The 22399-nt window shown below is 68.0% G+C and carries 20 protein-coding genes; 16 read left to right on the forward strand and 4 right to left on the reverse strand.

The window, feature by feature from the left end; all coding sequences use genetic code 11:
* The first annotated feature begins 68 nt into the window (after positions 1–68).
* From PLC66_RS04290 to PLC66_RS04300, 3 genes are all read left to right on the forward strand, one after another.
* On the forward strand, positions 69–578 hold the full coding sequence (locus PLC66_RS04290; protein WP_324538009.1) for an HAD domain-containing protein: 510 nt from the start codon (positions 69–71) through the stop codon (positions 576–578).
* Between the two features lie 99 nt (positions 579–677).
* Entirely contained in the window at positions 678–1448 is a 771-nt protein-coding gene (locus PLC66_RS04295) for a hypothetical protein (protein ID WP_324538010.1), read from the forward strand.
* The gene (locus tag PLC66_RS04300; RefSeq protein ID WP_324538011.1) at positions 1448–1996 is read left to right on the forward strand and encodes a YaeQ family protein; all 549 of its coding nucleotides are present in this window, start codon (positions 1448–1450) and stop codon (positions 1994–1996) included. The genes PLC66_RS04295 and PLC66_RS04300 overlap by 1 nt, the downstream gene beginning before the upstream one ends.
* A 30-nt stretch (positions 1997–2026) precedes the next feature.
* Here PLC66_RS04300 and PLC66_RS04305 read toward each other — a convergent pair whose 3' ends face one another.
* The 3 genes from PLC66_RS04305 to cspE all read right to left on the reverse strand — a co-directional run bounded on the left by PLC66_RS04305 (position 2027) and on the right by cspE (position 7742).
* Positions 2027–5194 (reverse strand): EAL domain-containing protein, encoded by a 3168-nt coding sequence (locus tag PLC66_RS04305; protein ID WP_324538012.1) that lies wholly within the window; start codon positions 5192–5194, stop codon positions 2027–2029.
* A 123-nt stretch (positions 5195–5317) separates the two neighbouring features.
* Entirely contained in the window at positions 5318–7348 is a 2031-nt protein-coding gene (locus PLC66_RS04310; RefSeq protein ID WP_324538013.1) for a DEAD/DEAH box helicase, read from the reverse strand.
* Positions 7349–7532: 184 nt separating this feature from the next.
* Positions 7533–7742 (reverse strand): transcription antiterminator/RNA stability regulator CspE, encoded by a 210-nt coding sequence (gene cspE / locus PLC66_RS04315; protein WP_002926583.1) that lies wholly within the window; start codon positions 7740–7742, stop codon positions 7533–7535.
* A 346-nt stretch (positions 7743–8088) separates the two neighbouring features.
* Between cspE and ylqF the strand changes: the two genes are divergently transcribed.
* On the forward strand, positions 8089–9045 hold the full coding sequence (ylqF, locus tag PLC66_RS04320) for a ribosome biogenesis GTPase YlqF (RefSeq protein WP_324538014.1): 957 nt from the start codon (positions 8089–8091) through the stop codon (positions 9043–9045).
* Here the strand turns inward: ylqF and PLC66_RS04325 are convergent.
* Complete coding sequence (locus PLC66_RS04325; protein WP_324538015.1) at positions 9030–9689, reverse strand: YitT family protein; 660 nt, start codon at positions 9687–9689, stop codon at positions 9030–9032. The two genes, ylqF and PLC66_RS04325, sit on opposite strands and share 16 nt — an antisense overlap.
* A 132-nt stretch (positions 9690–9821) precedes the next feature.
* Between PLC66_RS04325 and PLC66_RS04330 the strand changes: the two genes are divergently transcribed.
* The 12 genes from PLC66_RS04330 (at position 9822) to truB (ending at position 22381) form a co-directional block, all read left to right on the forward strand.
* Positions 9822–10685 (forward strand): 3',5'-nucleoside bisphosphate phosphatase, encoded by an 864-nt coding sequence (locus PLC66_RS04330; RefSeq protein WP_324538016.1) that lies wholly within the window; start codon positions 9822–9824, stop codon positions 10683–10685.
* Between the two features lie 93 nt (positions 10686–10778).
* Positions 10779–11402, forward strand: coding sequence for an L-threonylcarbamoyladenylate synthase (locus tag PLC66_RS04335; protein WP_324538017.1), 624 nt, complete (start codon positions 10779–10781; stop codon positions 11400–11402).
* A 27-nt stretch (positions 11403–11429) separates the two neighbouring features.
* Complete coding sequence (locus tag PLC66_RS04340; RefSeq protein WP_324538018.1) at positions 11430–12089, forward strand: site-2 protease family protein; 660 nt, start codon at positions 11430–11432, stop codon at positions 12087–12089.
* A 6-nt stretch (positions 12090–12095) separates the two neighbouring features.
* Positions 12096–13298, forward strand: coding sequence for a tryptophan--tRNA ligase (locus PLC66_RS04345; protein ID WP_324538019.1), 1203 nt, complete (start codon positions 12096–12098; stop codon positions 13296–13298).
* 28 nt (positions 13299–13326) lie between these two features.
* Complete coding sequence (locus tag PLC66_RS04350; protein WP_324538020.1) at positions 13327–14154, forward strand: segregation and condensation protein A; 828 nt, start codon at positions 13327–13329, stop codon at positions 14152–14154.
* A complete protein-coding gene (gene scpB, locus PLC66_RS04355) occupies positions 14132–14734 on the forward strand; it encodes an SMC-Scp complex subunit ScpB (RefSeq protein WP_324538021.1) in 603 nt (200 codons plus the stop codon). The genes PLC66_RS04350 and scpB overlap by 23 nt, the downstream gene beginning before the upstream one ends.
* On the forward strand, positions 14682–15842 hold the full coding sequence (rluB, locus tag PLC66_RS04360; protein WP_324538022.1) for a 23S rRNA pseudouridine(2605) synthase RluB: 1161 nt from the start codon (positions 14682–14684) through the stop codon (positions 15840–15842). Before scpB ends, rluB begins: the two co-directional genes overlap by 53 nt.
* A 333-nt stretch (positions 15843–16175) precedes the next feature.
* Positions 16176–16610: a ribosome maturation factor RimP gene (gene rimP, locus PLC66_RS04365; RefSeq protein ID WP_324538023.1), complete on the forward strand. Its 435-nt coding sequence runs from the start codon at positions 16176–16178 to the stop codon at positions 16608–16610.
* Between the two features lie 27 nt (positions 16611–16637).
* Entirely contained in the window at positions 16638–18113 is a 1476-nt protein-coding gene (gene nusA / locus PLC66_RS04370) for a transcription termination factor NusA (RefSeq protein ID WP_324538024.1), read from the forward strand.
* A 13-nt stretch (positions 18114–18126) separates the two neighbouring features.
* Entirely contained in the window at positions 18127–21021 is a 2895-nt protein-coding gene (gene infB / locus PLC66_RS04375; RefSeq protein WP_324538025.1) for a translation initiation factor IF-2, read from the forward strand.
* Between the two features lie 3 nt (positions 21022–21024).
* On the forward strand, positions 21025–21432 hold the full coding sequence (gene rbfA / locus PLC66_RS04380; RefSeq protein ID WP_324538026.1) for a 30S ribosome-binding factor RbfA: 408 nt from the start codon (positions 21025–21027) through the stop codon (positions 21430–21432).
* Entirely contained in the window at positions 21410–22381 is a 972-nt protein-coding gene (gene truB / locus PLC66_RS04385; RefSeq protein WP_324538027.1) for a tRNA pseudouridine(55) synthase TruB, read from the forward strand. The genes rbfA and truB overlap by 23 nt, the downstream gene beginning before the upstream one ends.
* Positions 22382–22399 lie beyond the last annotated feature (18 nt).

A 22399-nucleotide genomic window follows, 5' to 3' on the forward strand; every position in this document is an offset into this window, starting at 1 on the left:
TGCAGTATATTCTGCAATGCAGCATCGATCGACAACAGGCCCGGATTTTGTGCCGCGCAGAGAGCAAGATGACACGCAAAGCGTATATTTTCATGGACTTCGACGGCGTCACCCATCCCTGGGGCGAGGTCGAGGATTTCCGCTGCCTGCCCTTGATCGAGGCGGTGGTGCGCGAATTTCCGGAGTCCCGCATCGTGATCGCCTCTGATTGGCGCATGCTGTTCTCGATGCAGAAGCTGGTCGCGCGCTTCTCCGCGGACATCCGCCCGCAGATCGCCGGGGCGACGCCGCACATGCTGCCCAAGAGCGGTGCCGAGCTGCACGGGCTGCGTGAGCGCGAGGCCATGCTGTGGCTCGCGCAGCACGAGGCCAATCCGCGCGAAGCCGCCTGGTGTGCACTCGACGACGCGCCGGGCAACTGGCTGACGCGGTCGCGGCTGATCCTCACCGATTTCAAGCGCGGCTTCACCGCCGAGGACGCCGAGGCCTTGAGGCGCACCCTCAACGGCTTTCGCAACGGCGGCTCGACGCAGCTCGAGCCCGGCGTCAGCTCGCTGTGGGAGCGCTACATCGCCTGATGCCGTTTGCGGCCGGCCGCTGCGGGGAAGGCTTCGTTGCCACCTGGGAACGATGCCGGCACAATGCGTCCCCACCCCCACGAACGCCGAGGCGCCGCGATGCGCAAGCCACAAGCCCCCCTGCCGGTCGACCCGCTGGCGACGCTCGTCGACGGCGAGGGCCAGCGCCAGGCCGCCCGTCTCGCGCAGGAAGCCTTCGCGCGGGTGTTCCGGCTCAGCGTCGCCGAACCGGACGAGGTCCGTCATCGCGGCGTGAGCCAGCTGCGCAGCGACCTCGTCGACTGGGTGGCCCGCGCCGAGGAGGAGGACGGCCGTGCGCTGCGCATGGCCTTGCTGCTATCGGGCATGGACCAGTGGGGCCTGGCGTGGACGCAGGCCTTCGGCCTGGCTGCGATCCCCGGTCTGACCGAGCTCATCGGTGCGTTGCGCACCGGGCTCGATGCCAGCGCCGAGGCGCGTTTCCTGCGCCAGTTCGAGGCCATCGCGGCGGCCGAGGAGAACGCGATCGACTTCAAGGTTGAGTTGCGTCGCGGCGTGCACCTGGCCTTGTGGCATTCGTCGATCGTGACCGAGGACCGCGACGAGGCGCTGCGACTCGCGGCCCAGCTCGGCAGTCAATTGCTCGCCCTGGCGCGCGATATGCCGCTCGCCGGCTGGCGGCTGGTGGCGGACGCGCTTGCCTTCATCCAGATCCGCTGCCTCGCCGACGGCCTCGCCGCCGACGGTATCGGCCAGGAGGCCACCCAGGCCTTGTTCGGCGCACTGGCGCGCGAACTGCCCAAGGACAGCCGCGACCTCGTCATGGCCCATGCCGCGCACGCGGTGATGGCGTGGCAGCAGGCCAATCGCGGCCCGGAGCAGATCCACTGATGGCACTCAAGGCCACCATCTTCAAGGCCGACATCCAGGTCGCCGACCTGGATCGCGGCCACTACGCGGACTACAGCCTGACGCTGGCGCGACATCCGTCGGAAACCGACGAGCGCATGATGGTGCGCCTGCTCGCCTTCGCACTGTTCGCCGATCCGATGCTGGCCTTCGGCAAGGGGCTGTGCGTGGATGACGAGCCCGACCTGTGGCAGAAGGACCTGACCGGGGCCATCGAGCGCTGGATCGACGTCGGCCAGCCTGACGAGAAGTGGGTGCGCAAGGCTTGCGGACGTGCGCGGGAAGTGGTCGTCCTGACCTACGGCCGGGCGCTCGAGGTGTGGTGGGCGGGTGCGCGCGCCAAGCTCGAGCGCCAGGCATCGCTCACCGTGATCGAGCTCGCGCGCGAGCAGAGCGCCGAGCTGGCGCGCCTGTCCGAGCGCACGATGCGCCTGCAATTCACCATCCAGGAGGGCCAGGTGTGGGTGACCAATGGCCGTGACTCGGTCGTGATCGAGCCGCGCACCTTGCTCTCCCCCGGGCTGGCCTGACACCGCCGCAACCCGCGCCGGCGGGTCGGCTCAGCGCCGCGGCGCGCTCCGGGCGGCCTCTTCCTGCTCCTCGTCCTCGGCCCACTGCCGCGCGTCCGCGGTATACCACGCGACCCAGCCGAGCACATGCGCGGCCGGCATTGGCCGGGCAATGCCGAAACCTTGGCCGAGGCGGCAGCCGAGCGCGGTGAGGGCGGCCGCGTGCGCCGGCGTTTCCACGCCCTCGGCGATGACCTCGCGGCCGAAGGCTTTGGCGAGCTGGATCACGCCCTGCACGATGGCACGGTCCTCGGCGTCGTCCAGCATGTCGATCACGAAGCTGCGATCGATCTTCAACAGGTCGACCGGCAACTGGCGGAAATGCTTGAGCGACGCATAACCGGTGCCGAAGTCGTCGAGCGCGAGCCGGATGCCGAGGCGGCGGCAGGCGTGCAGCACCTCCAGTGCCGACACCATGTCGTCGATCGCGGTCGACTCCAGGATCTCGAGCTCGAGCCGTGCCGGCGGGATGCCGGGGTGGCGCTGCAGGGCGCTGCGCACCGTGTCCACGAAACCGGGCTTGAGCAGGTGGTTGGCGCCGACGTTGATGCTGACCGAGATGTCGAGGCCGGCTTCGCGCCAGCGCTCGAGCTCGTTCAGCGCGCTGTCCATCACCCACTCGCCGATCGCGGCCTCCAGCTCGGTGCCCTCCACGTCGGGCAGGAAGTGGGCGGGCGCGAGCAGGCCTTGTTCGGGATGCTGCCAGCGGATCAGCGCCTCGGCGCCGATCATGCGGCCACCGGGCATGTCGACCTGGGGCTGGTAATGGAGCACGAACTCGCGCTCGCGCAGGGCCTGCTCGAGACGCAGGCAGCGCTTCTGGCGGTTGGCCAGATGCTGCTCGACGGTGGTGTCGAAATGCTGGATGCAGTCGCGCCCGCGCTGCTTGGCGCGGTACATGGCCTGGTCGGCATGGCGCAGCAGGGTGTCGGGGTCGACATCGTCCTCGGGGAAGCAGGTGACACCGATGCTTGCCGACACGCTGACCCGATCCCGGCCGAACTGCATCGGCTGCCGGATCGCCTCGAGGACGCGCGCCAGCACCGCGGTGCCGTCCATGTCCTCGAGCAGCAGCACGAACTCGTCGCCGCCCAGCCTCGCGACCGTGTCGCTGGCGCGCAGCAGGCCGTTGAGGCGGTCCACGATCTCGACCAGCAGGCGGTCACCGGCCTCGTGGCCGTACTGATCGTTGATCGGTTTGAAGCCGTCGAGGTCGATCACGCACACACCGAGCGCCTTGCCGGTGCGGCGCGCATGCGCGATCGCCTGGCGCAGGCGATCGTCGAGCAGGCGGCGGTTGGGCGCACCCGTAAGGGGGTCGAAGTAGGCGATGCGGTTGAGCTCTTCCTCGTGCAGCTTGAGATGGCTGATGTCGGAGAACAGGGCAACGTGGTGCATCACCCGCCCGTCGCCGTCGCGCACGCGGCTGATCGACAACATCTCGGCGAACTCGGTGCCGTCCTTGCGGCGGTTCCACAGCTCGCCCTGCCAGTGGTCGGTCTCGTGCAGGCTGGACCACATGTTGCGGTAGAACTCGCGCCCCTGCCGCCCCGAGTTGAGCAGCGCGGGCGTCTGGCCGATCACTTCGTCGCGGGTGAAACCGGTGATGCGGGTGAAGGCCGGGTTGGCATCGATGATGCGGTTGTCGGCATCGGTGATCAGGATCGCCTCGTAGCTGCTGGCGAACACGCTCGCCGCCAGGCGCAGCTTCTCCTCGTTGAGCTTGCGGCGGCTGATGTCGAGCTGGGCGCCGATCAGCAGCAGTGCGCTTCCATCGGGCGCGCGCGTGACGACGTGGCCGCGATCGTGTACCCACAGCCAGCGACCGTCACGGTGCCGCAGGCGCAAGTCCTGCTCGTAGCAGGGCAGTTCGCCTGCGATGTGGCGTGCAAGTCCGCGCTCGAACTGGTCGACGTCGTCGGGATGGACCATGGCGCGCCAGGCGGCGCGGTCAAGCACGAGGCTGTCCTCAGGGGCAAGGCCGAGCATGTCGGCCCAGCGCCGGTCCACGCGGTACTCGCCGCGCGCGAGCTCGAGCTCCCAGCTTGCGGCGCCTGCCGCCTCGACCACGTTGCTCAGGTAGTGGTGCTCGAGGTCGATCTGCTCGGCCAGACGACGAGACTGCTGGTGGGCGCGCACGAGCTGGTGATGGCTTTGCGCAACGCGCGCCAGCAGCAGCAGGATGGTCACCACGGCCAGGCCCAGGATGAAGAACCAGAGCTGGTAGCGCACCAGGACATCGTGCCAGGTGAAGCTCGGCGTGGTGTCGAAAGGCGGCAGGCGCAGCGTGCGCAGAAGGTCCTCGACGACGGAGTAGTCGGCCGGGACGGTGAAGCCATGAATGCCGGCGGCACGCGCGGCGGGATGGTCCGCGGGAAGCATCAGGGCGAGCGAGGCGATCCTGCGCACGGCGGCTTCGTCGGCGTGGGGCAGGGCGACCAGTGGCCACTCCGGATACAGCCCGGTCGACGACGCATAGGGAAAGCCCGGCAGCTCGCGGCGGTTGATCACTTCGAGCAGGTGGAGGTCGGTGCGCCCTTCACGCGTGAGTTCCTCGATGAGGCCGGTGCGCACGAAACCTGCCTCGACCTCACCCGACAGCACGGCATCGATCACCCGGTCCTGGTACTGCGTCAGGGTCTTCAATCTGAGCGCACGCGGCGCGACCCCGGCGGACAGCAGCTCATGGGCCTGGGCGGCAAAGGTGCCGAGGAAATTGGCGCTGGTGGTGCCAACCAGGCGACCGCCGAGATCGGCGAGGGTACGAATCGCCGCGTTGTCCTTGCGTACGACGATGACGCCGCCGAACCGCCCGACGGGCACGCCATGTTCGTTGTTGACCTGGGTCGCGATCGCCCCCGACAGCGCATTGTCGACCCGCAGTGCGACAAAATGAGCCGGGTTGGTGAGCACCAGATCGAGCTCTCCGCGCGTCAGCGCATCCTTCATCTCGGTCTGCTCGAGCACGCGCAGGCGAACGGCGACGCCGTCCAGGTTGGCGTTGAGATACGCGACAAAGGGGGTCCAGGCCTGCTCCATGGCGACCTTGGGTCGATGGGCGAAGATGCCCAGGGTCAGGGCTTGCGCGGCGAAAGCCGGCGCCTGGAGAGCACACAGGCCCGCTATCAGCGCCAGCATGCGCATGATGGCTGACATCATTCGCACGCCATGGGGTTGCCTTGCATTGTGACGGTTCGATGAACGCAGGCGCGAATCTTAGCGCGGGGCTTGCAGCCCCGCCTGTGTGGATTTCACGCATCGCCCGCGATGGGCACCGCCGGCTCAGCTCGGCCGATATTTCTTGCCGCCTGCAGAAGGCGCCCGCGTGGGGTCGGTGTTGCGTTGCGGCTTGCGCCCGCCGTGGCTGGGCCCACTGCCGACCGGCTTGCGGCGGTCGTCGCCCGCCGGCTTGGTCCAGGGCTCGCGCCCCTGGCCGAACGACGGCTTGCGCGGCGCCGCGGCGCCGGCGTGGGGGGCAGGCTTGGGGCCCGGGCGCTCAGCGTCGCGAGCGTTGCCGTGGTCGCGCGGCGGGCGACGGCGCTCGGGCATGGCGGCAGCTTCGGCATGACTCAGCGCGCGGATGTTGAGCGGCATCTGGCGCACGCGGGTGCGCTTCAGGATGCCGAGCAGGTCATCGGGCAGGTTGGCGGGCAGCTCGACCGTCGAGAAGTCGTCGAAGAGGTGGATCTGGCCGATGTACTTGCCTTCGATGCCGCCCTCGTTGGCGATGGCGCCGACGATCTCCTTCGGGCTCGCCCCATGGGCGCGGCCAACCTCGATGCGGTAGCGCACCAGCGCCCCGTCGGCGAAGGCGCGGCGACGGGCGAGGATTTCGTCGCGGTTGGGGCGCGGCGCATGCTCGCGCGGTGCGCCGGTGGTGAAGTGTTCGGCGCGCGGGCCGCGGCCTTCGCCCGGGGCGGCGGTGGCGAGCTCCCAGCCGCGGCCGGACTGCTCGATCTGCAGCGGACGCTCGCGCTGGGCAAGCAGGGTCAGCGCCGCCGCGACCTCGTGGATGTCGAGTTCGTTCTCATCGACGAGGTCGTTGACGATGCCCATGAAGAAGCCGAGCTCCTCGCTGCCGATCGCATCGACCACCTGGCGCTTGAACTGCGCCACGCGCAGGTTGGTGACCTCTTCGCTGCTGGGCAGCGCGATCGGCGTGATCGGCTGGCGGGTGGCGCGCTCGATCATCTTCAGCATACGCGTCTCGCGCGGCGCGACGAACAGGATCGCCACGCCTTCGCGGCCGGCACGGCCGGTGCGGCCGATGCGGTGCACGTAGGCTTCGGTGTCGTAGGGGATGTCGTAGTTGATGACGTGCGACACGCGCGGCACGTCGATGCCGCGCGCGGCGACATCGGTGGCGATGACGATGTCGAGGGTGCCGTTCTTCAACTGCTCGATCACGCGCTCGCGCAGGCCCTGGGTCATGTCGCCGTTGAGGGCGGCGGCCGCGTAGCCGCGTGCGGCGAGCTTGTCGGCGAGCTCTTCGGTGGCGATCTTGGTACGCACGAAGACGAGCGCGGCGTCGAAGCTTTCCTCGGCATCGAGGATGCGGGTGAGCGCATCGAGCTTGTCGACGCCGCGCACCAGCCAGTAACGCTGGCTGATCTTGGCCACGGTCGAAGTGGCGGCGCGGATCTTGATTTCCTGCGGCTCGCGCAGATGACGGCGGGCGACGTCGCGGATCACGTTCGGCATCGTCGCCGAGAACAGTGCGGTCTGGCGCTCGGCCGGCGTGTGCTCGAGGATCCACTCGACGTCGTCGATGAAGCCCATGCGCAGCATCTCGTCGGCCTCGTCGAGCACGATGGCCTTGAGCGCATCGAGCTTGAGGCTCTCGCGCTCGAGGTGGTCCATGATCCGGCCCGGGGTGCCGACGATGACCTGCGCGCCGCGCGACAGCTGGCGCAGCTGCACGACCATGCTCTGGCCGCCGTAGATCGGCAGCACATGGAAGTTCTTCAGGTGGTGAGCGTACTTGGCGAAGGCCTCGGCGACCTGGATCGCCAGCTCGCGCGTCGGGGTGAGTACCAGCACCTGCGGCCGGGTGTCGGCGAGGTCGATGCGCGCCAGCATCGGCAGCGCGAAGGCGGCGGTCTTGCCGGTGCCGGTCTGGGCCTCGCCGAGGATGTCGTGGCCGGCGAGCAACTGCGGGATGCACGCGGCCTGGATCGGCGATGGGGTTTCGTAGCCGACGTCGGCGAGCGCGGACAGCAGCGGCGCGGGCAGCTCGAGGTCGGCGAAGCGCAGGGTGGCTTCGGCGGTGGAGGCATCCGCACTGGCGGAGGGGGAGCGGGCGGAGTCGGTCATGGTGTTCTGGCCGCAGGCGCGGCGATGTGCAGCAGGGCTGCGAAGTGGCGATTATCGGCGATTCTGGCCGTCCGGATGCGGCGCCACAAAAGCAGAAATGCGGCCCAAGGCCGCCGGAAAAGCAAAAACGCGGCCAAAGGCCGCGTCTCGGATGCATCGAAGGACGTCGGTGACGTCGGTTCGATTACAGCGGGCGGATGTTGGCCGCCTGCAGGCCCTTCGGGCCGGTCTTGACTTCGAATTCCACGCGCTGGTTTTCGGCCAGGCTCTTGAAACCCTTGCTCTGGATTTCCGAGAAGTGGGCGAACAGGTCGTCGCCGCCGCCTTCAGGAGTGATGAAGCCGAAGCCCTTGGCGTCGTTGAACCATTTCACGGTACCGGTTTGAGTGCTCATTTTGCGTTCCATATGAAGAATTGCGGGCTTGCGCCCCGGAGATGCAGGAACGATCAAGAAACGTAATCAGGAGGCATCAAACCGGCACGCGCTCTCTTGGAACACGCGGGCAACCACCAGAACAACCACTGCTTGAATCGACTGCGAGCGGCAAGATACACGGTTTTTCGGCCGTGCGTGAACTTATTTCGTCGGGATCGAAAAAAATCTCCAGGCCGCATGCCCTGCGGGCTGCGGCAGTGGTCCCGGGCAGTGTGCCGTGCGCTTGAGATGGTCCGTTGATCGGGCATGCCGTAGCGGCCGCGAGGTGGGATAATCCGCGCCAGTTCAGCTTTGCGGATCTCCCATGCCCATCCAGTGGTTTCCCGGTCACATGGCTTCGGCGCGCAAGAAGGCGGCCGAGGCCATGGCCGCCATCGATGTCGTCATCGAAGTCACCGACGCTCGCCTGCCCGAGGCCAGCAGCAACCCGATGATCGCCGAACTGCGGCGTTTTCGTAACCGGCCCTGCCTGAAGCTGCTCAACAAGTCCGACCTGGCCGACCCCGAGGCGACGCGCGCCTGGTTGGACTTCTACAACCGCCAGCCCGGGGTGCAGGCGGTCGCGATCTCGGCCAAAAGTGCGGCCGAGGTTGCGCGCATTCCCGCCCTCTGCCGCGCGCTCGCGCCGCACCGGGACGACGGCGTGAAGCCGCTGCGCATGATCATCATGGGCATTCCCAACGTCGGCAAATCGACCCTGATGAACGCCCTCCTCAAGCGCAAGGTCGCCAAGGTGGGGGACGAACCGGCGGTCACCAAGCACCAGCAGACGCTGGACCTGGGGCCGGGCATGACGCTCACCGACACCCCGGGCATGATGTGGCCGAAGATCGACTTCGATGCCGACGGCTACATGCTCGCGGCGAGCCACGCGATCGGTCGCAACGCGGTGATCGACGAGGAGGTGGCCGCCTTCCTCGGCGAGATCCTGATCGCGCGTTACCCGGCCCGGCTGGCTGCGCGCTACAAGCTCGATGCGGCCGCAACGGCCGCGCTCGATGGTCATGCGCTGCTCGAGACGGTGGGGCGACGCCGCGGCTGCCTGGTCAAGGGCGGCGGCCTGGATCTGGAGAAGGCCGCGCAGATCCTGCTGCAGGACTATCGTGATGGCGCGCTCGGGCGCATCAGCCTGGAGACGCCAGCGTCACGGGCCCAGATGATCGCTGCCGCCGAGGCCGCGCGGGTGCGGGCGCAGGCAGAGCAAGACGCTGAGGCCGGTTCTGCCGAGCAGGGTCAGGGCTCGTCTCAGATGCCGAAGTAGCGGTCGGGGCGATGGTTGACCGCGATGACGAAGTTCACCGCGGCGGCGGCCAGCACCGACAGTGCCACCCTGTCCACGCTGACGACGAGCAGACCGAGCGACAGGATCGCGCAGTCGCAGGCCATCTGCACCACGCCGGCGCGCCAGCCGCGCCGCCTCTGCAGGTAGAGCGCGAGGATGGTCACCCCGCCGAGGCTGGCGCCGTGCCGGATCAGGATCAGGATGCCGGTGCCGGCGAGCAGGCCGGCCATGATGCTCGAGAACACCGGGTCGAGCCGGTCGAAGCTCACCAGCAGGGGCAGGGTCTCCGTGTAGACGGCGAGCACCCCGACCGCGCAGAAGGTCTTGATCGTGAACGCACGCCCCAGCACGCGCAGGCCGAACAGGTAGAAGGGCAGGTTGAGCACGAACAGCGTCGCGCCCAGCGACCAGCCGTTGAGGTAATGGAGGAGGAAGGACAGCCCCGTCGTGCCTCCGGTCAGCAGGGTGCTCTCGCGAAACATCACCAGCGCCAGCGCCGCGAACAGGCAGCCGGTGAGCACCCCCTGGACGTCTTCGAAGGGGGTGTGGGCGCTGGGCCGGGGGAGCGGCGTACGCGAGGTCTCGGGCTTGGAGGCGGCAGAGGACATGGCGGGCAAGGGCATTGCGGAAGCGCCGATCATAAGGCTTGTCGGCAGGCCTGTCCTCGCAGCGGCCGCTGTCACCGCACGGATTCGGCGCAGGCTGCCGGGGCGCTTTGCTATCATTGAGGCCTTGCCTTCCGGATCACCGCATTCATGCTTTCTTCGCCAGCCCGCGCGCTGCACGCCATCAACGCCGACCTTCACTGTCACTCGACGGTGTCGGACGGCTGGCTGGAGCCCGAGGCCGTCGTCCTGCGCGCTCTCGCCAATGGCGTCGAGCTGCTTGCCCTGACCGACCACGACGAGGTCGGCGGCATCGACGCCGCGGCGCGCGTGGCCGCCGTCCATGGGCTGCACTTCGTGGCTGGGGTGGAGGTCTCGGTGTCCTTCGCCGGCGAGACGATCCATATCGTGGGGCTCGGCATCGATCATCGTGATCCGACGCTGGTCGCCGGCCTCGAACAGCTTCGCGCAGGGCGCGACGCGCGTGCGCGACGCATCGCCGAGGCGCTCGAGCGGATCGGCATCGCCGACGCCCTCGCCGGGGCGCATCGCTTTGCGCGCAACCCGGCGCTCGTCAGTCGCGCCCATTTCGCCCGCCACCTCGTGGCCAGCGGCGTGATGCCCGATGTCAGGACCGTGTTCGACCATTACCTGGTGCGGGGCAAGCCGGGCTACGTCGAACACGCCTGGGCCGCCCTCGAGGACGCGGTGGCTTGGATCCGCGCCGCAGGCGGGATCGCCGTGGTCGCGCATCCGGCGCGCTACCGCCTGTCCGCCGCGGATCTGGGCCGGCTCTTCGATCGCTTCATCGCCGCCGGCGGCGAAGCCGTCGAGGTCGTCTCCGGGGCGCACACCGAAGACGAGATGCGCCGCTTCGCCAGTCTTGCCCGCCAGCGCGGGCTGCTTGCCTCACGAGCCTCGGATTTCCACGGCGAGAAGGAAAGCCCGGTCGATCTCGGGCGCTGCAATCCGCTGCCGGCCGACCTCGAGCCGGTGTGGTCGCGCCTGATGTGACACCGCCCTTGCCTTGCGCCCTGGCCGGGGCTTTCGTCCCATCCCCCGATGTGTGGCTGCCCCGCGCCGAACCCCTATAACGACAATACCGACATGGCCCAGTTCTTCTCCCTTCACCCCGAGCAGCCGCAGCCGCGCCTGGTGCGCCAGGCGGCCGAGATCATCCGCGGCGGCGGTCTGGTGGTGCTGCCGACCGATTCGGCCTACGCGCTCGCCTGCCAGATCGGCGACGCGGCACTGCTCGAGCGCATCCGGCGCCTGCGCGGCGTCGATGAGCGCCACCACTTCACACTGATGTGCCGTGATCTCTCCGAGATCGGCACCTATGCGCGTGTCGACAACAGCCAGTACCGCCTGCTCAAGGCGACCACGCCCGGGCCGTACACCTTCATCCTTGAGGGGACGAAGGAGTTGCCGCGTCGCGTTCTGCACCCGAAGCGCAAGACCATCGGCCTGCGTGTGCCCGAGCATGCCGTGGTGTCGGCCCTGCTCGCCGAGATCGAGGGGCCGCTGCTCACCTCGACGCTGATCCTGCCCGGCGAGGATCTGCCGATGAGCGACGCCGACGACATCCGCGACCGTCTCGGCAAGCAGGTCGATCTGATCATCGAGGCCGGCTACTGCGGGCCGGAGGCGACCACCGTGATCGATCTCACCTCGGGCTCGCCCGTGCTCGTGCGTGCCGGCCGCGGTCCGCTCGAGCCTTTCGGCCTATAGAATGCGGCGTTTGCGATCGAGCCCTTCATGGATTCGCTGATACCTACCCTGGCGATCTGGGCCTTGCCCGTGCTGCTCGCGATCACGCTGCACGAGGCGGCGCACGGCTACGTCGCGCGCCATTTCGGCGACCCGACCGCGGACCTGGCCGGGCGCATCACGCTCAATCCCTTGCGTCACATCGACCCGGTCGGCACCATCCTCGTGCCGGCGGGCATCCTGGCCTTGAGTTCGCTGGCGGGGGCGGGCGGCATCCTGTTCGGCTGGGCCAAGCCGGTGCCGGTCAATTTCGGCCGCCTGCGCAATCCCAAGGCCGACATGCTGTGGGTGGCGGCGGCCGGGCCCTTCATGAACCTCGTGATGGCGATCGGCTGGGCGATCCTGTTCCGTTTTGCGGCGACCGCCGAGCCGGGCACCTACACCATTGCGATGCTGAAGATGGCCGATGCCGGCATCCAGATCAACGCGGTGCTGATGGTGCTCAACCTGCTGCCGATCCCGCCGCTCGATGGCGGGCGCATCGCGGTCAGCCTGTTGCCCAATCGGCTCGCCTGGCGCTATGCACGCCTCGAGCCCTATGGTTTCCCGATCCTGCTCGTGCTGTTGTTCACCGGCGTGCTCGGCACCATCCTGTGGCCGCTGATCGCCGGCTTCCGCTACCTGCTCTCCACTGTCCTCGGTTTCTGATTCCTCATGTACGCAGAACGCGTCCTTTCCGGCATGCGCCCCAGTGGCCGACTCCACCTCGGTCACTACCATGGCGTGCTGAAAAACTGGGTGAAGCTGCAGGAGGAGTATCCCTGCCTCTTTTTCGTCGCCGACTGGCATACGCTGACCACGCATTACGACACCCCTGCGGTGATCGCCGACAGTGTGTGGGACATGGTCGTCGATTGGCTCGCGGCCGGCGTGGATCCCGCCCAGGCCACGCTCTTCATCCAGTCGCACGTTCCCGAACATGCCGAGCTGCACCTGCTGCTGTCTATGATGGCGCCGCTCGGCTGGCTCGAGCGCGTGCCGAGCTGGAAGGACCAGCAGGAGCGCAGCGATGGCCGTGACCTGTCGACCTACGGCTTTCTCGGCTACCCGGTGCTGCAGTCGGCCGACATCCTGATCTACCGCGCCGACAAGGTGCCGGTGGGCGAGGACCAGGTGCCGCATGTCGAAATCACGCGCGAGCTCGCGCGCCGCTTCAACCACCTCTATGGGCGCGAGGCCGGCTTCGAGGACAAGGCCAGGGACGCGGTGCGCAAGCTCGGCTCCAAACGCGCGCGCCTCTATCACGAGCTGCGCACCCGCTTCCAGCAGGAGGGCGACGACGACGCGCTCGAGCAGGCCAAGGCCCTGCTCGACGAAACCCAGAACCTCAGCCTGGGCGATCGCGAACGCCTGTACGGTTACCTCGAGGGCAGCGGCAAGATGATCCTGGTCGAGCCCGAGGCGCTGCTCACGTCCGCGGCGCGCATGCCCGGCCTCGATGGGCAGAAGATGTCCAAGTCCTACGGCAACACCATCCATCTGCGCGAGGACGCCGACAGCGTCACGCGCAAGGTGCGCACCATGCAGACCGACCCGGCGCGCATGCGCCGCACCGACCCCGGCGAGCCCGAGCGTTGCCCGGTCTGGCAACTGCACGCGATCTACTCGGACGAGAGCACGCTGGGCTGGGTGCAGGAAGGCTGCCGCAGCGCAGGGATCGGCTGCCTGGAATGCAAGCAGCCGGTGATCGAGGCCATCCTCAAGGAGCAGGAAGTGCTGCACGAGCGCGCTCAGCCCTATCTCGACGACCCGACCCTGGTGCGCAGCATCATCGCCGACGGCTGCGAGCGCGCGCGCAAGCTGGCGCAGGAGACGATGCGCGACGTGCGCGAGTCGATGGGACTGGATTACGGCTGATGGCTGCGCCTGCCTGCACGGACGCCCGATGAACCTGCCGCTCGACCTGGCGCCGGTCGAGGCGGAGGCCCTCGACGCGGTCGCGCGCATCTACGGGCAGCCCCTGCTCGAACTGCCTAAAGACCTGTATATTCCGCCCGACGCCCTGCAGGTGTTCCTGGAGGCGTTCGAGGGGCCGCTCGATCTGCTGCTGTACCTGATCCGCAAGGCCAACCTCGATGTGCTCGACATCCCGATGGCGCCGCTCACCGCGCAGTACCTCGAATACGTCGAGGCGATGCGGGCGAGCAATCTCGAACTCGCGGCCGAGTACCTGCTGATGGCGGCGATGCTGCTCGAGATCAAGTCGCGCATGCTGCTGCCGCGACCGCCGCGCGAGGATGCGCAGGAAGAGGACCCGCGCGCGGAGCTGGTGCGCCGCCTCATCGAGTACGAGCAGATCAAGCTGGCGGCTGTGCGCCTCGACGCCCTGCCGCGCGTCGAGCGCGACTTCGAGTGGGTCGGCGTGTTCGTCGCCGAGAAGGTGGTGGAGCGCCTGCCCGAGGTCAGCCTGCATGATCTGCAACTGGCGTGGCTGCGCATCATGAAGAAGGCCAGGCTGAACCAGAGCCACCGCGTCGGGCGCGAGCAGTTGTCGGTGCGCGAGCACATGACGGCGATCCTGCGCAAGCTCGGCGACGGCGCCTTCGTGGTGTTCGATACCCTGTTCGACGCCCGGCTGGGGGCGCCCGGGCTGGTGGTGAGCTTTCTCGCCGTGCTCGAGCTGGTGAAGGAAAGGCTGGTCGATGTGACGCAGAACGAGGCCTTTGCGCCGATTTACGTGAAGCTGGCCGATGGAACCCGAAACGACGCCTGAGGCGTACTTGCGCATCGTCGAGGCGGCCCTGCTGGCGGCGACGGCGCCATTGCCGGTGTCCGAGCTGCGCCGGCTGTTCGACGACGATCCCGGTCCCGACCTGGTGCGCCGACTGCTCGATACGCTGCGCGCCGAGTGGTTTGACGCCAACCGCGGCGTCGAGCTGGTGCAGCTCGCCAGCGGCTGGCGCTTCCAGACCCGGCCCGAGTACCAGGTCTATCTGGATCGCCTGAAGGAGGAGAAGCCGCCGCGCTATTCGCGGGCGGTGATGGAAACACTGGCGATCATCGCCTATCGGCAACCCGTCACGCGCGGTGACATCGAGGACATCCGCGGCGTCACGGTGTCGCCCAACGTGCTGAAAGCGCTTGAATCGCGCGGCTGGGTCGATGTCGTCGGCCACCGTGACACCCCGGGTCGGCCGGCCTTGTTCGCCACCACCCGGCGCTTTCTCGATGACATGGGGCTGCGCAGCCTGACCGAGCTGCCGGCACTGACCGAAATTGAACGCATCATGGACCTCGTCGATGTCTCGCAAACCGAACCGGCCGCTACGCCCGCCCCTGAAGAAGAAGTCTGACGCCATCGAGATCCTCGATCGCGACCCGCGTGCGCCTCGTCACGGACGGCACGAGGACGAGGATGCGCAGCCGCGCGGCAAGGACGCGCACCTGAACGCCGACCCGCGCGGCCCGCGTACGCCTCGACCGCCGCGCGCGGGCGGGGCCCCGGCGCTACGCGGACGCCGCATCGAGGGCGATCCGGCGCGCAATCCGGAGGCGCATCAGTCGGCGCTTGGCCAGCCCGAGCGCGGCGAGCGCCCGGCGCGCGGCCGCCCCCAGGCGGGCGGGCGCAACGCCCCGACCACGCTCAGCGAACCCGAGCGCCTGCAGAAGGTGCTGGCCCAGGCCGGCGTCGCCTCCCGGCGCGAGATCGAGGAGTGGGTGGTGGCGGGGCGCATCTCGGTCAATGGCCTGCCGGCCTCGCTCGGGCAGAAGATCGGTCCGGGCGATCGTGTCAAGGTCAACGGCAAGCTGGTGCCGCTGCGCTTCACCCAGCGCAGCCCGCGTGTGCTGATCTACCACAAGCCCGAAGGCGAGATCGTGTCGCGCGACGACCCCGAGGGCCGGCCCACCGTTTTCGAGCGCTTGCCACTGCTGCGCAAGGGGCGCTGGCTCGCAGTCGGGCGGCTGGACTTCAACACCTCCGGCTTGCTGCTATTTACCAACGACGGCGAGCTGGCCAACAAGCTCATGCATCCACGCTACGAGCTCGAGCGCGAGTACGCCGTGCGCGTGCTTGGCGAACTGAGCGAGGAGCAGGCGAAGTCGCTGACCGAGGGCATCCAGCTCGAGGATGGCGCGGCGAAGTTCAACCTGCTGCGCGATGAGGGCGGCGAGGGCGCCAACCACTGGTACCGGGTGACGATCTCCGAGGGGCGCAACCGCGAGGTGCGGCGCATGTTCGAGGCGGTCGGTCTCACCGTGAGCCGGCTGATGCGCGTGCGCTACGGCAACGTCGAGTTGCCGGCGCGGCTCAAGCGCGGCATGTGGATGGAGATGCCCGAGGCCGACGCCTGCCGCCTCGCCGGCCTGCCGATGCCACAGAGTCGCGAGCACGACGAGCGCGCCAAGCGTCCGGTGAAGCTGCATCGCACCCAGCCGCACGGCGGCGGCAAGGGACGCTGAGGGCGCGTATCGATTGCGAACGCTTCGCCCGTCCTCCTGTCGTCGTCCAGCGGGCCGCTGTCCGGGCACGACCCTCGCAAATGATGACTTGCGATGGTTTGCCCGCGCAGCGTATTGGCGCTATACTCCTGCGGCTTTGATGGATAGGTTTCGGGTTGTGCGCCACTTTTGTGGCGGCGGTGCATGACCGGGTAGCGACCGTCCGTCACGCGGTTGTGGCCAGCGGTGTATTCCCTGCAGGGGCAATTGTTTGATGGGCGTTTCGCCCATTTTTTATTTGTGGCGCCCGATGTGGCGCCGGTTGAAGAACGCGTCGAGCAAGCCGAGGAGCGCATGCGTACAGATGTCGAGCAACTGATCGAGCAGGTGGTGAGCGGTCTTGGATACGAACTCGTGGATGTCGAGTTCTCGCCCAAGGGGCGGCTGCTGCGCGTCTTTCTCGACATCGAGCGTGGCATCACCGTCGATGACTGCGCCACGGTGAGCAACCAGTTGCAGCGCGTGTTCGAGGTCGAGAACATCGATTACGACCGCCTCGAGGTGTCGTCGCCCGGGCTCGATCGCCCGCTCAAGAAGCTTGCCGATTTCGAGCGCTTCGCCGGCGAGCAGGCGCAGGTCCGCTTGTCCTTGCCGATCGGCAATCAACGCAATTTCGTGGGCGTGATCGAGGGGGTGCGTGATGGCGCAGTGGCGCTCCGCACCGAAAAGGGCGAGGTACTGCTGCCCTTCGACGACATCGAGAAGGCCCGCCTTGTACCCCAATTTTGAGACTGTGGATGTGGAGGTTTTACTGAAATGAGCCGCGAGATCCTGCTGCTTGTTGATGCATTGGCGCGCGAGAAGAACGTCGCCAAGGACATCGTTTTTGCCGCGCTCGAAACCGCGCTGGCCTCCGCGACCAAGAAGCGCATCCACGACGACGCCGACGTGGTGGTGGCGATCGACCGTGATACCGGCGACTACACCTCGCACCGTCGCTGGCTCGTCATGCTCGATGAAGAGGTGAGCAACGACGAAGCCGAGATGGGCATCATCGACGCCCGCGAACTGCGCCCGGATGTGCAGATCGGCGACTACATCGAGGAAGAGCTCGAGCCGATCGACTTCGGTCGCATCGGCGCTCAGGCTGCCAAGCAGGTGATCCTGCAGAAGATCCGCGATGCCGAGCGCGAGCAGGTGCTCAACGACTTCCTCGACCGCAAGGAATTCCTCGTTTCGGGTTCCATCAAGCGCATGGAGCGCGGCAGCGCGATCATCGAGGTGGGGCGCATGGAAGCCGTGCTGCCGCGTGATCAGCAGATCCCGCGCGAAAACCTGCGCGTCGGCGACCGCGTCAAGGCCTTCCTGCTGCGCATCGACCGCGGCGCCCGCGGTCCGCAGCTGGTGCTGTCGCGCACCGCGCCCGAATTCCTGATGAAGCTGTTCGAGCTCGAGGTGCCCGAGATCGAGGACGGCCTGCTCGAGCTCAAGGCCTGTGCGCGTGACCCCGGACTGCGCGCCAAGATCGCGGTCAAGTCCAACGATCAGCGCATCGACCCGATCGGCACCTGCGTCGGCCTGCGCGGTTCGCGCGTCACCGCGGTGCGCAACGAGATCGGCGGCGAGCAGATCGACATCATCGTGTGGGCGGCCGACCCGGCACAGTTCGTGGTCGCCGCCTTGCAGCCGGCCGAGGTGGTCTCGATCGTCGTCGACGAGGAGGCGCACGCCATGGACGTGGTGGTGGACGAGAACAACCTCGCCATCGCCATCGGTCGCAATGGCCAGAACGTCAAGCTCGCCTCCGAGCTCACCGGCTGGACCATCAACCTGATGAGCGAGCAGGAGTCGGCCGAGAAGACCGCGCAGGAGCAGCAGGGCCTGCGCGCCTTGTTCATGGAAAAGCTGGATGTGGACGAGGAACTCGCCGACATCCTGATCGAGGAAGGCTTCTCCTCGCTCGAGGAAGTGGCCTACGTGCCGCTGGCCGAGATGCTGGAGATCGAGGCCTTTGACGAAGATACGGTCAATGAGCTGCGCAACCGCGCACGCAACGTGCTCCTGACCGAAGCGATCGTCACCGAAGAGCAGCTCGAGAACGTCTCGGATGACCTGCTCGGCCTCGAAGGCATGGAGAAGACCCTTGCCGCCACACTGGCCCAGAAGGGCATTCGTACCCGTGACGACCTCGCCGACCTCGCGGTCGACGAGCTGGTCGAAATGGCCGGGATCGACGAAGAAAGAGCCAAGGCGCTGATTTCCGTTGCGCGCGCCCATTGGTTCGAAGAATGATGGGAGTGCAGTAATGGAACAGATGAGCGTGACCCAGTTTGCCGGCGAACTGAAAATGCCGGCCGCGGTGCTGCTCGAGCAGTTGAAGCGCGCCGGCGTCGAGAAGTCCGGTGCCGCCGACCTGCTCACCGAACAGGACAAGGCCAGGCTGCTCGAGTACCTGCGTCGTTCGCATGGCGACACGCAGCCCAAGGGCAAGATCACCCTGACCCGCAAGCAGACCACAGAGATCCGTGCCACCGACTCCACCGGGCGCGCGCGCACCGTGCAGGTCGAGGTGCGCAAGAAGCGCACCTTCGTCAAGCGCGATGAGTTCGTCGGCGAGCCCGCGGCCGAGAGCGCCGAGCTGCCGGCCGCCGTGGACGAGGTCCAGGCCGAAGTCGCGCCGGTGATGCAGGCCGAGGCACCGGCTGCCGACGTCAGCGCGGCCGAGCCCGGCGTGGCCGAGGTCAGGGCGGTCGAAGAGCCCACCGTGGAAAGCCCCGCACCCGTCGAAGCGGTGGCCGAACAGGCGCCCATGACCGAGTCCGTGGTCGAGGCCGCCCCCGTGCTTGAGGCGCCCGCCGCCGAAGTCGAGTCCCGGCCGACGCCGGGCGCGCCCGGCCGTGGGCCGCAGGGTGGCAAGCGCGGGCCCGAAGCGGCCGCGCCCGTCACCACCACCGTGCTCAGCAAGCCGCTGCCGCTGTCGGAGATTCTCAGCGACGAGGAAATCGCCTCGCGCCAGCGCGACGAGGCGCGCCAGCGTGCGCTCAAGGAGCGTCAGGCTGCCGACCTGCGTGCCCGCCAGGAGCGCGAGGCGGCTGCCCGCGCCGCGGCCGATGCACGCAAGGCCGAGGAAGAGGCGCGCATCCGCGCCGAACAGCAGAAGAAGGAAGAAGCCGCCAAGCCGGCCAAGGCCACCACCGGCACACTGCACCGCCCGGCCAAGACCGAGGACAAGCCGGCCAGCCGCGAACCCAAGCGCACGCCGGCGCCGGCGCCGGCACGCGAAGCGGAGGGCGCCAACAAGCGCCGCGGTGGGCTCAAGACCCGCGGCGAAGTCGGTGCGGGCGCCGGCGGCAACAACTGGCGCGGCGCAGGCCGCAGCGGCGGTCGTCATGGGCGTCAGCAGCAGGACGACCGCTCCAGCTTCCAGGCGCCGGCCGAGCCGATCGTCCGTGAAGTGCATGTGCCTGAAACCATCACCGTCGCCGATCTCGCCCACAAGATGGCGATCAAGGCGACCGAGGTGATCAAGGCCCTGATGAAGATGGGCTCGATGGTCACCATCAACCAGGTGCTGGACCAGGAAACGGCGATGATCATCGTCGAGGAAATGGGCCACAAGGCGCTGGCCGCCAAGCTCGACGACCCCGATGCCTTCCTCGAGGAGAGCGAAGCCCAGAAGGACGCGGAGATCCTGCCGCGCGCGCCGGTGGTGACCGTCATGGGTCACGTCGACCATGGCAAGACCTCGCTGCTCGACTACATCCGTACCGCCAAGGTCGCGGCCGGCGAATTCGGTGGCATCACCCAGCACATCGGTGCCTATCACGTCGAGACCGCACGCGGCATGCTGACCTTCCTCGACACTCCGGGTCACGAGGCCTTCACGGCGATGCGTGCCCGCGGTGCCAAGGCCACCGACATCGTCATCCTAGTGGTGGCGGCCGACGACGGCGTGATGCCGCAGACGCGCGAGGCCATCCACCACGCCAAGGCGGCCGGCGTGCCGCTGGTGGTGGCGATCAACAAGATCGACAAGCCCGACGCCAACCCCGAGCGCGTGACGCAGGAGCTGATCGCGGAGTCGGTGATCCCCGAGGCCTACGGCGGCGACACGATGTTCGTGCCGGTGTCGGCGAAGAAGGGCACGGGCATCGACGAACTGCTCGAGGCCGTGCTGCTGCAGGCCGAGGTGCTGGAGCTGACGGCGCCGGTCGAAGCGCCGGCCAAGGGCTTGATCATCGAGGCGCGGCTGGACAAGGGCCGCGGCCCGGTCGCCTCGCTGCTGGTGCAGTCGGGCACCCTGCGCAAGGGCGACGTGGTGCTGGCCGGTGCCACCTTCGGCCGCATCCGCGCGATGTTGGACGAGAACGGCAAGCAGATCGACGAGGCCGGTCCGTCCATTCCGGTCGAGATCCTCGGTCTGTCGGACGTGCCCGCAGCGGGCGACGAGGCGATCGCGCTCGCCGACGAGAAGAAGGCGCGCGAAATCGCGCTCTTCCGTCAGGGCAAGTTCCGTGATGTCAAGCTCGCCAAGCAGCAGGCGGCCAAGCTCGAGACGCTCATGGAGCAGATGGCAGAGGGCGAGGTCAAGAGCCTGCCGCTCATCATCAAGGCCGACGTGCAGGGTTCGCAGGAAGCGCTGGTGCAGTCGCTGCAGAAGCTGTCCACCGACGAAGTCCGCGTCAATGTCATCCACGCCGCGGTCGGTGCGATCTCCGAATCCGACGTCAACCTGGCGCAGGCTTCGGGCGCGGTCATCATCGGCTTCAACACCCGCGCCGATGCCGGTGCGCGCAAGCTGGCCGAGAGCTTCGGCGTCGACATCCGCTACTACAACATCATCTACGACGCGGTCGATGAGGTGAAGGCGGCGCTGTCGGGCATGCTGGCACCGGAGAAGCGCGAGGAAGTGATCGGCCTGGTCGAGATCCGCCAGGTGTTCACGATCTCCAAGGTCGGCTCCATCGCCGGCTGCTACGTGCTCGAAGGCGTGGTGCGGCGTGGCTCGCATGTGCGCCTGCTGCGCAACCACACGGTGTTGTGGACCGGCGAGCTGGAGTCGCTCAAGCGCTTCAAGGACGACGTCAAGGAAGTCAAGTTCGGGTACGAGTGCGGCCTGCAGCTGCGCAACTACAACGACATCAAGGAAGGCGACCAGCTCGAAGTGTTCGAGATCAAGGAAGTGGCGAGGACCCTGTAAGCGATGCCCAAGGAGTATTCCCGCAGCCAGCGCGTGGTGGAGCAGATCCGCCGCGAGCTGGCCGAACTGATCCGGCTCGAGGTGAAGGATCCGCGTGTCGGCTTCATCACGCTGACCGAGGTCGAGATCACGCCCGACTACGCCCATGCGAAGGTGTACTTCACCTGCATGACGGGGGAGGGCGACGTGCCCGAGATCCTGCAGGGCCTGCGCCGCGCGAGTGGCTTCCTGCGCCGTGAGCTCGGCCGCCGCATCCGCATCCACACCATCCCCGAGCTGCACTTCCATTACGACCGCTCGGTCGAGGAGGGCGCGCGGCTGTCGAAGCTGATCGACGAGGTGGTGCGCGAGGACGAGGCGCGCCATCCGGATGACGGCCAGGCGGGCAATGACGGCGACGCCAAGCCCTGAGGCGCCGGCGCGTGCGCGCCGGCCGAAGCAGCCGCAGCGCAAGATCGTCCGCCGCCAGGTGGACGGGGTGCTGCTGCTCGACAAGCCGCAGGGCTTAAGCTCCAACGCCGCGCTGCAGACCGCGCGGCGCCTGCTCAACGCGGCCAAGGCCGGGCACACCGGCACGCTCGACCCGATGGCGAGCGGCCTGCTGCCGCTCACCTTTGGCGAGGCGACCAAGTTCTCGCAGATGCTGCTCGACGCCGACAAGACCTACGAGGCGGTGGTGCAGCTCGGGGTGGAAACCGACAGTGGCGATGCGGAGGGGGCGGTCACCGCCACGCACCCTGTGGCGGTGAGCGAAGCCCAGTTGAATGCCGTGCTGGCGCGCTTTCGGGGTGACATCGAGCAGGTGCCGCCGATGTACTCCGCGCTCAAGCGCGACGGCAAGGCCTTGTACGAATATGCGCGCGAGGGCATTGAGCTCGAGCGCGAGGCGCGCCGGGTCAGTATTCATGCGCTCGAGCTGCTTGGCTTCGAGGGTGAGCGCTTCACCATCCGCGTGCATTGCAGCAAGGGCACCTACATCCGCAGCCTGGCGATGGACATCGGTGCCGCGCTCGGTTGCGGCGCACACCTGTGCGCGCTGCGCCGGACCGGCATCGGTCGTTTCCAGCTCAGCCAGGCGGTGTCGCTCGAGGCGCTCGAGGCGAGCGCCGAGCGCGACGGCCTGCTGCAGGCGGCCGACGCCCTGGTGGCGGACTTCGCCGCCGTCGAGCTCGACGACGAAGCGGCCCGCGGTCTGCTGCAGGGCAGGGTGCTGCAGCTCGGCGATGGTCCTGCCGGCGAGCTGGTGCGTGTGTATGGCCCCGGCGGCTTTCTTGGCCTGGGGCAATGGCAGGAAGCGGGGCGTCTTGCGGCCCGCCGGCTGATCGCCACCGGCACCCAGGCTGCCGTGGCATCGGCATGATTTCGATTGAGTTTTTGG

The organism is Thauera sp. (assembly GCF_035444905.1).
Taxonomy (GTDB): Bacteria; Pseudomonadota; Gammaproteobacteria; order Burkholderiales; family Rhodocyclaceae; genus Thauera.